This is a genomic window from Rhodococcoides sp. S146-33 (genome assembly GCF_059489205.1).
The window spans coordinates 15,358-29,853 of sequence record NZ_JCAJWY010000014.1; the positions used below are offsets into that span (position 1 = coordinate 15,358).

The 14,496-nt window shown below is 64.6% G+C and carries 11 protein-coding genes; 4 read left to right on the forward strand and 7 right to left on the reverse strand.

Annotation, left to right across the window (positions count from 1 at the left end; all coding sequences use genetic code 11):
- The 6 genes from pheT to infC all read right to left on the reverse strand — a co-directional run.
- The coding region (pheT, locus tag AC5WEY_RS25825; RefSeq protein WP_495648111.1) for a phenylalanine--tRNA ligase subunit beta at window positions 1-2,388 on the reverse strand (2,388 nt) is incomplete at its 3' end.
- 54 nt (window positions 2,389-2,442) lie between these two features.
- On the reverse strand, window positions 2,443-3,510 hold the full coding sequence (gene pheS / locus AC5WEY_RS25830; RefSeq protein WP_495648112.1) for a phenylalanine--tRNA ligase subunit alpha: 1,068 nt from the start codon (window positions 3,508-3,510) through the stop codon (window positions 2,443-2,445).
- A gap of 73 nt (window positions 3,511-3,583) precedes the next feature.
- Window positions 3,584-4,390 carry a TrmH family RNA methyltransferase gene (locus tag AC5WEY_RS25835; protein ID WP_495648113.1) on the reverse strand — a complete coding sequence of 269 codons (807 nt, stop codon included), beginning with the start codon at window positions 4,388-4,390 and terminating at the stop codon, window positions 3,584-3,586.
- A 38-nt stretch (window positions 4,391-4,428) separates the two neighbouring features.
- Window positions 4,429-4,818: a 50S ribosomal protein L20 gene (gene rplT, locus AC5WEY_RS25840; RefSeq protein ID WP_032378959.1), complete on the reverse strand. Its 390-nt coding sequence runs from the start codon at window positions 4,816-4,818 to the stop codon at window positions 4,429-4,431.
- Between the two features lie 86 nt (window positions 4,819-4,904).
- The gene (rpmI, locus tag AC5WEY_RS25845; protein WP_008715923.1) at window positions 4,905-5,099 is read right to left on the reverse strand and encodes a 50S ribosomal protein L35; all 195 of its coding nucleotides are present in this window, start codon (window positions 5,097-5,099) and stop codon (window positions 4,905-4,907) included.
- Window positions 5,100-5,212: 113 nt separating this feature from the next.
- Window positions 5,213-5,953 carry a translation initiation factor IF-3 gene (infC, locus tag AC5WEY_RS25850; RefSeq protein WP_495648114.1) on the reverse strand — a complete coding sequence of 247 codons (741 nt, stop codon included), beginning with the start codon at window positions 5,951-5,953 and terminating at the stop codon, window positions 5,213-5,215.
- Between the two features lie 382 nt (window positions 5,954-6,335).
- On the opposite strand from infC, the gene AC5WEY_RS25855 reads away from it, so the two are divergent.
- A complete protein-coding gene (locus tag AC5WEY_RS25855; protein ID WP_032404077.1) occupies window positions 6,336-6,722 on the forward strand; it encodes a DUF1844 domain-containing protein in 387 nt (128 codons plus the stop codon).
- A 79-nt stretch (window positions 6,723-6,801) separates the two neighbouring features.
- On the opposite strand, the gene uvrA is transcribed toward AC5WEY_RS25855, so the two are convergent.
- On the reverse strand, window positions 6,802-9,732 hold the full coding sequence (gene uvrA, locus AC5WEY_RS25860) for an excinuclease ABC subunit UvrA (RefSeq protein ID WP_495648117.1): 2,931 nt from the start codon (window positions 9,730-9,732) through the stop codon (window positions 6,802-6,804).
- Window positions 9,733-9,992: 260 nt separating this feature from the next.
- On the opposite strand from uvrA, the gene AC5WEY_RS25865 reads away from it, so the two are divergent.
- The 3 genes from AC5WEY_RS25865 to AC5WEY_RS25875 all read left to right on the forward strand — a co-directional run bounded on the left by AC5WEY_RS25865 (window position 9,993) and on the right by AC5WEY_RS25875 (window position 14,476).
- Window positions 9,993-10,682 (forward strand): MBL fold metallo-hydrolase, encoded by a 690-nt coding sequence (locus AC5WEY_RS25865; protein WP_495648118.1) that lies wholly within the window; start codon window positions 9,993-9,995, stop codon window positions 10,680-10,682.
- A 133-nt stretch (window positions 10,683-10,815) separates the two neighbouring features.
- A complete protein-coding gene (locus AC5WEY_RS25870; protein ID WP_495648115.1) occupies window positions 10,816-12,006 on the forward strand; it encodes a DoxX family protein in 1,191 nt (396 codons plus the stop codon).
- A 184-nt stretch (window positions 12,007-12,190) separates the two neighbouring features.
- Window positions 12,191-14,476 carry a HelD family protein gene (locus AC5WEY_RS25875; RefSeq protein WP_495648116.1) on the forward strand — a complete coding sequence of 762 codons (2,286 nt, stop codon included), beginning with the start codon at window positions 12,191-12,193 and terminating at the stop codon, window positions 14,474-14,476.
- Window positions 14,477-14,496 lie beyond the last annotated feature (20 nt).

Sequence of the window (14,496 nt, forward strand, 5' to 3'; positions counted from 1 at the left end):
ACGGAACCGCAACGCGAACGCCAGAGACTTGCGACCCTCGCCGACTTGTTCACCCTCGTAGACGTCGAACAACCGGATCGATTCGAGCAGATCGCCGCCGCCGATCGTGAGCGCCGCCTCGACGGACGCCGCAGGCACGGAGGCATCGACCACTACTGCAACGTCCTGGAGCACCGCCGGATACGGCGACACCTCGGGGGCCGGAAGCGATTCGACAACGGGCAGAGCGCTCAGGCTCAGCTCCGCAGCACAGGTACGCGGCGGCAAGCCTGCCCGCTCGAGGACCGCCGGGTGCAGCTCGCCTGCATATCCCACGACTTCACCGTCGAGCAATACCTCGGCACACCGACCGGGATGCCACGGAAGATGTTGGGCGGCACGAAGATCGACGTGAACACCGGCCGCCTCGGCCACCGTGCGTACTGCAGCGAAGGCGTCGGCGGCGTCGGCGGCGCGGCCCGGGCCCCACGGACCCGACAGCTCCCGCTGACCGGTGAGCACCACGCCCACATGCACCGGCTGCGCCGGCAACGACCCTCGAAGCATGGCGATCTGATCGTCGGTGGGACGACGATCCACCGGCAGCGCGTCCACCGCAGCAGTGGCATCGTGCCGAAGCACCACCTGGGCAATTCCGAACAGCGATACGTCACGCTGACCGCGGGCGATGTTTCGGCTCAGCATCTCGAGCAACCCCGGCAACACGGTGGTCGCGAGCTCGGGGCGATCGGCCTCGAGCGGATTGAGGACCGAGGTGGTGGCACGCCGTGGATCGTCCTTGTCCAGCCCCCAGGTGTCGAAGACGCCCTTGGGCAGGAACACCGGGGGCAATACCTCGACGTATCCGGAGAACGCGAGCGCCTTGCCGACCGCTCGTCTGCGCTTCTGCTCGGCAGTGAGGCCACGACCGCCGGGGGCCGACGGCAGTACCGACGGGATCTTCTCCAGCCCCTCGAGTCGCAGCACCTCTTCCACCAGGTCGGCGCGTTGCACCAGGTCCGGTCGCCACGACGGCGGCGTCACGGTCAGTTGACCGTGCCCGGCATCGTCGACCGACACGTCGACTCTGCAGCCGATCTGCGTCAACCGTCGAGCAGCGGTTCCGTTGGGGTACTGCACGCCGGCAATTCGGTCGGGTAGATCGAAGTCCATCGTGACTGCCGGGTACTCGGCGGCCCCGCCGATGTCGGTCAACACCGGCTCGATCCGGCCACCGGCGATCTCGACCAGCAACTGGGCCGCACGATCGAGCGCCGCGACCGGAAGAGCAGAGTCCACGGTCCGTTCGAAACGCTTGCTCGCCTCACTGGACAGCTTGTGGCGGCGGCCCATTCGGAACACCGCGAGCGGATCGAACGACGCTGCTTCGAGTACGACCTCGGTGGTCGCGTCGTCCACTTCGGTGGACTCCCCGCCCATGACGCCGGCCAACGAGATGGCTCCCGACCCGTCGGCGATGACGACGTCCTCGGGATCGAGTGACCGCTCGACTCCGTCCAGTGTCGTCAGCTTCTCCCCCGCGTTCGCACGGCGGACGACGAGATCGCCGTTCAGCTTGGCCGCATCGAAGGCGTGCAGCGGCTGGCCGAGCTCGTGGAGTACGTAGTTGGTCACATCGACGGCAGCCGAGATCGGGCGCACGCCGGCCAGAAGCAGGCGACGCTGCATCCACCACGGAGTGTTGGCCGTCGGATCGATGCCGACGATCTTGCGCAACGCGAATCGTGATGCGCCCGAGTTCGATTCGACGGTCACCGGCCAAGCCTCGCCGGTGACCTCGGTGGGCATCGTCCGTGCCGGGTCCACATAGGGCAAGTCGAAGCTGCACGCCAGTTCACGGGCGAGGCCGCGGACCGAGAAGGCGTAACCGCGATCCGGGGTCACGTTCAGCTCGATGACCGAGTCCTTCAGCCCCAGAACCTCTTTGGCGTCGTCTCCCGGCGCGGCTGTATCTGCAGGCAGCACGAGAATGCCGGAGTGGTCTCGGCCGAGTCCGAGCTCGAGCGTCGAGCAGATCATGCCGTTGGAGTTGCGTCCGTACGTCTTGCGCGATGCGATGGCGAATCCGCCGGGCAGAACGCTGCCCGGCAGAGCGGCGACGATCAGGTCACCTTCGGCAAAATTTCGTGCACCACAGACGATTTCCTGTGGTTCGTCGGCGCCGACGTCCACCAGGCAGAATCGAATCGGCTTCTTGAACTCGGTCAGTTCCTCGATAGAGCTCACCCGGCCCACCACGAGTGGTCCGGTCACGTTGTCCAGCGACTCGAGTTCTTCGACCTCGAAACCGACCCGCACGAAACCGGCGTCGAGCTCCTCGGGGGACACGGCCCAGTCGGGAGTCCCCGCGTGCAGGACCTCGGTCAGCCAGGATTGTGGGACTCGCACGTGTGCTCAGCTCTTTCTTGTATCCGAGAGGAAGTGGGGCGGTGTGAAGCGGCGTCAGGCCCGAACACCGAAGGGCAGCGTGAATCTGATGTCGCCTTCGACGATGTCGCGCATGTCCGGGATGTCATTACGGAACTGAAGCGTGCGTTCGAGGCCCATTCCGAAAGCGAATCCGGTGTACACCTCGGGGTCGATGCCGCTGGCCTGCAATACCTTCGGGTTGACCATCCCGCAGCCACCCCACTCGACCCAACCGGCCCCGCCCTTCTTCTTGGGGAACCACACATCGACCTCGGCCGACGGCTCGGTGAACGGGAAGTAGTTGGGTCGCATCCGAGTGCGGGTGTCGTTGCCGAACAACGCTTTGGCGAACGCATCCAGTGTTCCGCGGAGGTGCGCCATGGTCAGACCCTTGTCGATGGCGAGACCCTCGACCTGATGGAAGACCGGAGTGTGCGTCGTATCGAGTTCGTCCGTGCGGAATGTTCGCCCCGGGCAGACCACGTAGATCGGAAGCTCACGCGAGAGCATCGACCGCACCTGCACCGGCGAGGTGTGAGTGCGCAGCACCTGCCGCGATCCCTCGGGCGCGATGTGGAACGTGTCCTGCATCGTGCGAGCGGGGTGGTCGGGCAGGAAGTTGAGCGCGTCGAAGTTGAAGTGTTCGGTCTCGACCTCCGGGCCTTCTTCGACCTCCCAGCCCATTCCGACGAACACGTCCGCGACTTGTTCGGCGATGATCGTGATGGGGTGTCGAGCACCGACCGGAGCCCGGCCGGTCGGCAGTGTCACATCGATGGTTTCAGCCACCAGGATTGCCGCGTCCCGCTCGGCCGAAAGAACGGCACGTCGCTCGTCGAAGGCTTTTTGCACCCGGTCGCGCGCTGCTTTGACGCGTTTACCCGCATCAGCTTTCTGCTCACCCGGCAGCGCACCGAGAGCGCGCTGCGCGAGTGCCAGCGGGGCTTTGCCGCCCACATGGTCGATCTTGACCTTGGTCAGCGCATCGAGGTCCGACGCGTCGGCGAACGCCTGCTCGGCAGAGTCCACTGCGGATCCAAGCGCGGACTCCTCGAGAACGCTCGGATCTACCGGCTCGGGTCCGGCTTCTTTCTTCGCCACGACAGCTGCACTCCTCGAGTAATAGTCGGTGTCTGCACGAGGCAGACAGGTATCGATCCTAGGCGAGAGGTGCTCACGAGGTCTCGGAGCGTCGCTGCGCGCGAGCGCTCGCATACAGGCAGATCGCTGCGGCCGTTGCCAAATTGAGGCTCTCGGCGCGACCATGGATAGGAATCCGAATCCGATGATCGGCGTCGCGAGCCACCGACTCGGGCAGTCCGTGCGCCTCGTTGCCGAACAACCACGCGGTCGGTTGCTCGAGTAGACGGTCGGCATCGTCGAGGTCGACCTCTCCGTCGGCAGCCGTAGCCACGATGGACAGACCCGCACCACGTAACGCCTCGATGCCGGATTCGATCGAACGTTCCCGAGCGATCGGGAGATGGAACACACTGCCCGCTGACGAGCGGACGCATTTGCCGTTGTGGGGATCCACCGAATCACCCAGCAAGACAACCGAATCCGCTCCGGCGGCGTCTGCGACGCGGATGACCGTCCCCGCATTGCCCGGCTCGGCGACCTCGACCGGCACAGCCACGAGACGGGGACTGTCGGCCAACGCACGATCGAGCGAGACATCGACCAGTCCGGTGACCGCGACGAGCCCTTGCGGGGTGACGGTGTCGGACAGCGCCTTCGCGGCGCGGTCGGTGATCGGAAAGACTCGTGCGCCACCGGCCTCGATGGACGCAATCAGGGTGTGGTGACGCTCGAAGGCATCCGAGGTGAAGAACAGCTCGCGGACCAGCCCGGACTTCGCGGCCTCGGAGACCGCATTGAATCCCTCCGCGAGGAACTGCCCGGTCTTCTTGCGCTCCGCGGCGCGCGCAAGCTTGACGGCCGAAACGACCCGCGGTGTTCGCTCGGTCAGCGAATCCACGGGTCGTTTCGGAGTTGAATCGTCGTACGGCGACTCGCTCAGGCTGCTTCTCCGGCAGGAGCGTTGACATCGGCAGGCAGTGCAGCCTTGGCGATGGCGACCAAGCTTGCGAACGCCGCGGCATCCGACACAGCGAGCTCAGCGAGGATCTTGCGATCGACCTCGACGCCCGCGGCCTTCAGGCCCTGGACGAAGCGGTTGTACGTGATGTCGTTGGCCCGTGCAGCAGCGTTGATACGCGTGATCCACAGCTTGCGGAAATCACCCTTGCGCGCGCGGCGGTCCCGGTACGCGTAGGTGAGCGAGTGGAGCTGCTGCTCCTTGGCCTTGGTGTACAGACGTGAGCGCTGTCCGCGGTAGCCCTTGGACGCTTCGAGAATCGAACGGCGCTTCTTCTGGGCGTTGACGGCCCTTTTTACGCGTGCCACTGGTGAATCCTGTCGATCTGGGGGTGTGTGAAAACCCCGAATGGTAAGGGATGAAGCCGACCGAGATCAGTCGGCGGCGGGCCGGATCAGATACCGAGAAGGCGCTTGATCCGCGGCACGTCGGCCTTCTTGACAACGGCGACACCATCGAGGCGACGAGTCACCTTGGTGGGCTTGTGCTCGAGCAGGTGGCGACGGCCGGCCTTCTGGCGCAGGATCTTGCCGCTGCCGGACACCTTGAATCGCTTCTTGGCACCACTGTGGGTCTTCTGCTTGGGCATGAAATCCTCTTCTTCTGTAATAGCTCTTCGGTGTTGCTTGGCACAGCCGTACAGCGCAACGGAACTGTGCACCGAAGCAGTTGTAGGGCTGTCTTACTGGTAGAGCGCGAAGCTCAGTTGGTCTGCGCCGGAGAAGCCGGAGCTGCTGCGGCCGGTGCCTCGGCAGCCGGGGCTGCATCGGCGGGCTGTTCCGGCGCGGGAGCCGGTGCGCGTTGAGCGGGCGGTGCCGCTGCGCTCTCCTGTGCCTTGACGCGAGTCTTGGCACCCTTGTGCGGTGCCAGCACCATCGTCATGTTGCGGCCGTCCTGCTTGGCCGAGGTCTCCACGAAGCCGAGCTCCGCGACGTCCGCGCCCAAGCGCTGCAGCAGACGGAAACCCAGTTCGGGTCGCGACTGCTCGCGACCGCGGAACATGATGGTGACCTTGACCTTCGAGCCGGCTTCGAGGAAGCGAACGACGTTGCGCTTCTTGGTCTCGTAGTCGTGCGCGTCGATTTTGGGGCGGAGCTTCTGCTCCTTGATGACGGTGAGCGTCTGGTTCTTGCGCGATTCGCGCGCCTTCTGCGCAGCCTCGTACTTGAACTTCCCGTAGTCCATGATCTTGCAGACCGGCGGACGTGCGTCGGGAGCTACTTCTACAAGATCGAGGTCGGCTTCGAGAGCCAAGCGGAGTGCATCTTCAACACGCACGATCCCCACCTGTTCACCGCCCGGTCCGACAAGCCGGACCTCGGGAACTCGGATGCGATCGTTGATGCGGGTCTCAGTGCTGATGGGGCCTCCTAGGTAGTGCGGTGTGGTGTGTAACCCGACCGCCTGCCACTGGCACAGCCCGTTGCCGTCGATCCTCGACATTCCCCGCAGCGATGCGAACCGCTACAAAGAAAAAACCCCGCTCTCGGTGTGAACCGATAGCAGGGCCCGATGTCGACCGGTCGACCTGTGCGACAACTGACGTCGTACAGTCTCCTCACCAGGGAGGAAGCACGTTGGAAACCCGTGAGGATCTCCGTCGTGCGACCGGACCGGAAGTAGCGTATCGATGCCTACGTGCCGGTGGGAGTCGGGCTCCACTTGCTGCCTCCGTGCGGTGAACTCCATCGAGGAGCGCACGCCGAAGACGGTCGTCGAGTCACACTACCAGCCGATTCGACAAACCCACAATCGAGCCCGATCGACCCCGAACTCGTCGGCACCCGATTCTCCCGGCCGCAGGCGGCGTGGGATTCTCGTAGGCATGACCAGCTCCCCCACTCCCGCCGATGGCGATCCCGCGGGTGTCGACCCAGTCGGCACCGAGCCCGAAGTCCGTGAACTCGCCGAGGTCCCCGCGGTCGAGGTCATCAGCCGCGCTGCGGTCATGCTGATGAGTTCCGCAGCCGAGAAGTTGGGACTCTCCGAGCCGGATCCTGCCGAGAGCCCGTACCTGGACCTCGACGAGGCACGACGCGTCATCACCGCACTGGCAGGCCTGGTCACCGCGTCGGTCGAATACCTCGGCCCCCATGCCGGACCCATTCGCGATGGACTGCAGGCACTGCAGCGCGCATTTCGGGAGGCATCGGCCCACCCGGACGAGCCAGGAAAGGGCCCCGGCGAGAAGTACACCGGCCCGGTGCACTGAGCGAGAGCAACGACGACACCCCGAACACGAACGCCGCATCCGGTGCACTACCGGATGCGGCGTTCTGCGTAGACGGGCGCTACCGGACCGCGGCGACCTTCCGTGGCTTGCGCTTCTTCGGGGCGGCTTTCACCGGCTGCGAGACAACCGACTCACGAGTGAGCGCTTCCTGCAGGAACTTACCCGTGTAGCTTTCGGGCACAGCCGCTACGGCCTCCGGATCACCCTGCGCCACAACCATTCCGCCGCCGGAGCCACCCTCGGGGCCCATGTCGATCACCCAGTCGGAAACCTTGATGACATCGAGGTTGTGCTCGATGACGATCACCGTGTTGCCCTTGTCCACGAGGCCGTTCACCACGCCCAGCAGCTTCCGAATGTCTTCGAAGTGCAAGCCGGTGGTCGGCTCGTCGAGAATGTAGACCGTGCGTCCGGTGGACCGCTTCTGCAATTCCGCCGCCAACTTGACGCGTTGCGCCTCACCTCCGGACAACGTGGTTGCCGGCTGGCCGAGCCGCACGTACCCAAGCCCGACCTCGACCAACGTCTTGAGGTATCGGTGGATCGACGTGATCGCTTCGAAGAAGTCCGCGGCCTCCTCGATCGGCATATCCAGGACCTCGGCGATGGTCTTGCCCTTGTAATGGACTTCGAGTGTCTCGCGGTTGTACCGCGCACCTTCACAGACCTCGCACGGAACGTAGACGTCGGGCAGGAAGTTCATCTCGATCTTGAGCGTGCCGTCGCCCGAGCATGCCTCGCACCGGCCGCCCTTGACGTTGAACGAGAATCGACCGGGCTGGTAACCGCGCACCTTGGCCTCGGTGGTGGCTGCGAACAACGTCCGAATTTTGTCGAAGACGCCGGTGTAGGTCGCGGCGTTCGAGCGCGGCGTGCGGCCGATGGGCGACTGGTCGACCCGGACGAGTTTGTCGAGCTGGTCGAGGCCGTTGATCCGCGTGTGCCTACCGGGAACCTGACGAGCACCGTTGAGCTTGTTGGCCATCACGGTCGCGAGGATGTCGTTGACGAGGGTGGACTTGCCCGAACCGGACACTCCGGTGACCGAGGTGAGCACCCCGAGCGGGAAGCTGACGTCGATGCCACGGAGATTGTGCTCACGGGCACCGACCACGGTGACCTGACGCTTCTTGTCCACGACGCGACGGGTGTCCGGCAGCGGAATCTCCATCCGCCCGGAGAGGTACGCGCCGGTCAGCGATTCCTCGTTGGTCAACAGGTCCTCGTACGAACCGCTGTGCACGACGCGGCCACCGTGCTCACCGGCCAACGGACCGATGTCGACGATCCAATCCGAGGTGCGGATGGTGTCCTCGTCGTGCTCCACGACGATCAGTGTGTTTCCGAGGTCGCGGAGCCGGGTCAGTGTGTCGATCAACCGACGGTTGTCTCGCTGGTGCAGACCGATCGAGGGCTCGTCGAGAACATAGAGAACGCCGACGAGGCCCGATCCGATCTGGGTGGCGAGCCGGATTCGTTGGGCCTCGCCGCCGGACAGGGAGCCGGCCGTTCGAGCAAGTGACAGGTATTCCAGACCGACGTCGAGTAGGAACCCGAGGCGCGCCTGCACCTCCTTGAGCACCTGACCCGCGATCGCCTCCTCGCGACGACCGAGAGTGAGGCTGTTCAGGAAGTTCGCGGTATCGGCGATCGACAGCTCGCACACCTCGGCGATCGACTTCGGGCCGAAGTCGCCCGCCGCGATCGTCACCGACAGGATCTCCGGACGCAGCCTGGCTCCGTTGCAGGTGGGGCACGGTACGTCGCGCATGTACCCGTCGTAGCGTTCCTTCATCTGCTCCGACTCGGTCTGCTCGAGACGACGGTGCAGGAACGGCATCACACCCTCGAACTCGGCGTAGTACGAGCGCGTTCGGCCGTAGCGGTTCTTGTACTTCACGTGCACCTGGTGGTCGCTGCCTTCGAGGACCGCTCGCTTGACCTTGGCGGGCAACTTGTTCCACGGTGTATTCAGGTCGAACCCCATCGCATCGGCGAGCCCGGACAGCAGGCGGCCGAAGTACTCCGATGTCTGGCCCATCGACCACGGTGCGATGGCTCCGTCGGCGAGGCTGAGATCGCCGTCGGGAACGACCAGCTCCGGGTCGACCTCCTTGCGCACACCGAGTCCGACGCAGTCGGGGCAGGCACCGTACGGCGAGTTGAACGAGAAGGACCGCGGTTCGAGATCGTCGATGGACAACGGGTGACCGTTGGGGCACGCGAGCTTCTCGGAGAATCGGCGCTCGCGGTCCGCAGCGTTCTCGTCGCGGTCGACGAAATCCAGAACGACGATGCCGTCCGCCAGTCGAAGAGCGGTTTCGACCGAATCCGTCAATCTCTGCTTGGAGCTGGACTTGACGGTCAGGCGGTCGACGACGACCTCGATGTCGTGCTTTTCCTGCTTCTTGAGAACCGGAGGACTGGTGAGCTGATGCACGACGCCATCCACGCGCACACGGGAGTAGCCCTGCGTGTTGAGCGAGTCGAACAGGTCGACGAATTCACCCTTACGAGTACGGACCACCGGAGCGAGGACCTGAAACTTCAGCCCTTCTTGCATGTCCAGCACCTGATCCACGATCTGCTGCGGAGTCTGCTTCGCGATCTGTTCACCACACACCGGGCAGTGCGCGGTGCCGGCACGGGCGTACAGCAGTCGGAGATAGTCGTAGACCTCGGTAATAGTGCCGACGGTCGATCGCGGGTTGCGGTTGGTCGACTTCTGATCGATGGAGACCGCAGGCGACAGTCCCTCGATGAAATCGACATCCGGCTTGTCCATCTGGCCGAGGAACTGCCGTGCGTAGGCAGACAGCGACTCCACGTAACGACGCTGACCTTCGGCGAAGATCGTGTCGAAGGCGAGTGACGATTTGCCCGAGCCGGACAAACCTGTGAACACGATCAGCGCATCGCGAGGCAGGTCGATATCGACTCCTCGCAGATTGTGCTCCCGTGCACCTCGCACTATCAGGCGATCCGCCACTGTGTTCCCTTCTTTCCGAACGAGCACGTCCAGTCGAGTTGCTGCGGGACGCAGCACTGCGCAACTGTCGAGTCGCGTGATGACGTGTGGTGCCGATGCACCGGTTACGCGACGTGTAACCGAGGACCCCACGTCGAAAACCTGTTTCGGTGAGGGACGAACCTCACGCAGTAGCAATGGTAGATCCAGGCACCGACACACTTTTCCACGTGCGCGACCCAGCCGCCCCTCGTCGGGCCGCCGACGGTAGCGTCCTCGAAATGGACGAGCACCTCATGGTCATCGACGACAACTACACCGGCGTCGTCTCTCAGGGTTCGCAGCCGCAGCGGCGCACGATTCCCGGCGCGACGATCACGAAGATGTCGGTCGGCCCCATGGACAACAACACCTACTTGGTCGTCTGTTCCGCAACGGGTCATTCGGTGCTGATCGACGCCGCCAACGAGGCCGAACGCATCTCTCTGCTGATCGACGAGAACGCTCCGACGCTCTCGCTCATCGTGACGACGCATCAGCACGCAGACCACTGGCAGGCGCTGGCTGACATCGCGGGCGGCACCGAGTCGCCGACGGCCGCCCACGCTCTGGATGCCGAACCGCTGCCGGTCGCTCCGGACCGCCTGCTGGCCGATCAGGACACGGTGACGGTGGGAGAGCTCACGTTCGACGTGGTGCACCTGACCGGACACACTCCCGGATCGATCGCACTCGCGCTGACCGACACCGACGGCAACCGCACCCACCTCTTCACCGGAGATTCACTGTTCCCCGGGGGCGTCGGAAAAACTGGAAGCCCCGAGGATTTCACCCACCTTCTCGACGACGTCTCGGCAAAACTGTTCGACCGATTCGGCGACGACACCGTGGTCTACCCGGGCCACGGAAAGGACACCACACTCGGTGCCGAGCGCCCTCACCTGGCCGAATGGCGCGAACGGGGCTGGTGACGATCGGCGCGCTTGAGACCGTCGAACACGGGGTATGAATAGTGTGACAAAAGGACGCACCCCGGTTGGTTTCACCGACCGATGTGCGATGTCCTAACGCCGAAGACACGAGAAACTACGCAGGAGGCTGTCAATGCTGGTCCGCCGTATCGCCCGTCCGTTGATGTCTACGATCTTCATCGCCGGGGGCGTCGACGCACTCCGTAACCCCAGTGGCAAGGCGAAGGTCGCCACTCCACTGATCGAGCAGGGCAAGGACGCGCTGCCGAACGAGGTCACAGCCAATGTGCCGGAGGATCCGGAGACGCTGGTTCGTATCAACGGCGGCATCCAGGTTGCGGGCGGCATTCTGTTGGCAACCGGCAAGGCACCGCGCATCGCATCGATCGCGTTGGCCGGAAGCCTCGTTCCGACCACGCTGGCCGGTCACGCCTTCTGGAACGAAACCGACCCGGAGACCAAGGCTGCGCAGCGCATCCATTTCTTCAAGAACCTGAGCCTCCTCGGCGGACTGCTCATCGCGGCCGTCGATACCGAGGGCAAGCCGTCCGTAGCATGGCGCAGCAAGCGCGCAGCACGCCGCGCGCAGGAGTCGGTTGTCTCGGCGCTCCCCGGGCACACCACCCACGACGCCGGCGAGCGTGTCAAGGAAATCGCATCCATCGCTGCGAGCCGCAGTGCCGATCTCGCCGATGCAGCTCAGCCCAAACTTGCCAAGTTCGCTGATGCAGCCCAGCCGAAGTTGGCCAAGCTCGCCGACATCGCCACCGAGAAGGGCTCGGAGCTGGCCGACGTAGCTCAGCCGGCTCTGAACCGTTGGGCCCACATCGCAGCCGACAAGGGTTCCGAATTGGCCGAGGAAGCGCAGAAGCGCGGATCCAAGCTGGCCGAAATCGCCGCCGACCGCGGCAGCGACTTGGCCGACGAAGCCCAGAAGCGCGGATCCAAGTTGGCCGACAAGGCAGCGCATCGCGGAACCGACCTGGCCGAGCTGGCGCAGAAGCGCGGCGCGAAGCTCGTCGACGTTGCCGCCGATCGTCGCGTCGAGCTGGCAGGTGTTGCACAGAAGCGGGCATCCAAGCTCGCCGACCTGGCTTCCGAGAAGGGCTCCGTCCTCGCCGACGAGGCGCAGAAGCGTGGAGTCACGTGGGCCGATCTGGCGTCCGATCGGGTGGAGACACTCGGCAAGCGCGCTCGCAAGCGCGCCGAGAAGCAGAGCAAGGAGCTCGAGAAGGTGACCGAGCAGGCTCGCGCCAAGCTCGAAAAGCGAGTCGCCAAGGCTCAGAAGAACCTGGACAAGAAGATCCAGCAGTACGCCAAGTAGTCCTCGCCGAGAGAACGAACGCACGTTCGTGCACAGCGGCCCTGCCCCGGAACCAGCGGTTCTGCGGCGGGGCCGTTGTGCGGCGTAGACTGCTCTGGCTGATTTCGAGGCGATATCTTCGCCTCGGCCGAACTCCCGAGGAGACCCTTTGCCGGACGACGGCCACACATCGAGCAGCAACGAAATGCCGATCGAAGAAGACTTCGAGCAAGCGCATCTGACAAGGCTGTACACGCAGCTCGATGCGCTGCGCGAATACGCGGCGAACCGACTGCGGGCCGTGCTATTGGAGACCGGCGGAACACCGCAGGCGCGGAGCGAACGCGAATCGTTCAACCAGATGTACACCGAAGACATCGCCAAATACGACGCCGCGGAGAACGGCTTGTGCTTCGGACGCATCGACCTCGATCCGGATTCTCTCGATCCCAAGGTCGACGACCGTCCCGAACGCTACATCGGCCGCGTCGGAATACTCGACGACAAGAACGACTACGAAACACTGCTGCTGGACTGGCGGGCACCGATGGCCCGGCCGTTCTACCTGGCAACGCCGGCCGCACCGGAAAACGTGTTGCGACGCAGGCACATTCGCACCCGCGGCCGCCGCGTGACGTCGATCGCCGACGAATTCCTGGACCTGAAATCTGCTCGAACGTCGAGCGATGCTGCCGTAGCAGGCGGAGTCGCAAGCGAAGGTGCGTTGCTCTCGGCACTGGATGCTGCGCGTACCGGCCAGATGAACGACATCGTGGAAACGATCCAGAGCGAGCAGGACGCGATCATCCGGTCGCAACATCGCAGTGTGCTGGTCGTTCAGGGCGGGCCGGGCACCGGTAAGACCGCCGTCGCGCTGCACCGCGCCGCGTACCTGCTCTACACCTACCGTCAGCAGCTGGGCAAGAGCGGCGTGCTCATCATCGGACCCAACGCCACGTTCCTCGACTACATCGGACAGGTGCTGCCCTCGCTCGGCGAGACAGGTGTGCTGTTGTCCACGATCGGAGACCTCTACCCGGGAGTCCGTGCGCGACGCGAGGATTCGGCCCTGGCCACCGAGGTCAAGGGCAGATTGTCGATGGTCGAGGTACTGACCCGAGCGGTACGCGACCGGCAGGAAGTTCCTGCACAGCCCCGTCGGCTGACATTCGATACCTACGACATCACCCTCGACCGCAAGATCGTCACCCGAGCCCGCGGACGCGCCCGATCGTCGCGTCGACCGCACAACCTCGCTCGGCCGTTGTTCGTATCCTCGGTGATCGACCAACTGGCCAATCAACTGGCAGCGAAGTTGGGCCAGAACCTGGTCGACGGATCCAGCCTGCTCAGCGCAGACGACATCGCTGACATGCGCGACGAGATGCGCGAAGACCACGACGTCATGGCTGCTGTCGACGAGCTGTGGCCGGACCTGTCTCCCCAACAGGTTCTTCACGACCTGTTCGCCTCACCCGAGAAGATTGCGTCGGCCGCACCGGAACTGGACTCGGACGAGCGCGCCTCGCTTCTCCGTGCGGGTCGGGGTTTCTCCGCGGCCGACGCTCCACTGCTCGACGAGTTGGCCGAGTTGCTCGGCGTGGACGATGCGGCCGAGCGTGAGCAGGCTCAACGTCAGTGGCGTGGCCAGATCGCCGATGCCCAGGGCGCTCTGGACATCCTGACCGGCTCGGCACCACAGGACCTCGAGGACGAACTCGATCCGGAGATTCTGATGGCCTACGACTTGATCGATGCCGATCAGCTTGCGCGGCGACAGGATTCGGGTCAACGCCTCACCACCGCCGAACGGGCAGCCGGCGACCGAACCTGGACGTACGGGCATGTGATAGTCGATGAGGCTCAGGAGCTGTCGACCATGGCGTGGCGAATGGTGATGCGACGCATACCGAACCGGTGGATGACACTGGTGGGTGATACTGCACAGACCGGCGATCCCGCCGGAACGTCCTCCTGGAGTTCGGTACTCGAACCCTATGTGGCACAGCGCTGGAAGCGGACCGAACTGACGGTCAACTACCGGACGCCGTCGGAGATCATGGTGGTGGCGCACGACGTGCTGGCCGCGATCGATCCCGAGCAGTCCGAGCCCCGTTCCATACGCAGCACCGGCGTCGGACCGTGGGCGCAACAGGTGGTGGAGGCAGACCTGTTCACCGCAGTGGAGAAGCGAGTCGCAGAGCACCCGCGACCCGGACTGAGCGCAGTGCTCGTTCCGGCCGGTCGCGTCTCGGACTTCCGACATCTGGCATCGGACGTGGTGACCGTGTCCTCGGTCAAGGACGCGAAAGGGCTCGAGTTCGACTCGGTTCTCATCGTCGAGCCGAGTGCCATCGTGGCCGAGTCGGCCAAGGGAATGAACGACCTCTACGTGGCACTGACCCGAGCCACCCAGCGACTCGGCGTGGTGCACGCCGACGCGTTGCCGAAGGAACTCTCGGCGTTGCAGCCTTTCGAGCCGGAAGCCTAGAGACACGCACACATCAGCGG

Bases quoted from the DNA above. Each gene is read 5' to 3' on its own strand.
- infC (WP_495648114.1), bottom strand. From the start codon at position 5,953: ATGTCGAGGATCGACGGCAACGGGCTGTGCCAGTGGCAGGCGGTCGGG.
- AC5WEY_RS25875 (WP_495648116.1), top strand. From the start codon at position 12,191: ATGCCGATCGAAGAAGACTTCGAGCAAGCGCATCTGACAAGGCTGTAC.
- AC5WEY_RS25865 (WP_495648118.1), top strand. From the start codon at position 9,993: ATGGACGAGCACCTCATGGTCATCGACGACAACTACACCGGCGTCGTC.
- AC5WEY_RS25870 (WP_495648115.1), top strand. From the start codon at position 10,816: ATGCTGGTCCGCCGTATCGCCCGTCCGTTGATGTCTACGATCTTCATC.
- AC5WEY_RS25855 (WP_032404077.1), top strand. From the start codon at position 6,336: ATGACCAGCTCCCCCACTCCCGCCGATGGCGATCCCGCGGGTGTCGAC.
- rpmI (WP_008715923.1), bottom strand. From the start codon at position 5,099: ATGCCCAAGCAGAAGACCCACAGTGGTGCCAAGAAGCGATTCAAGGTG.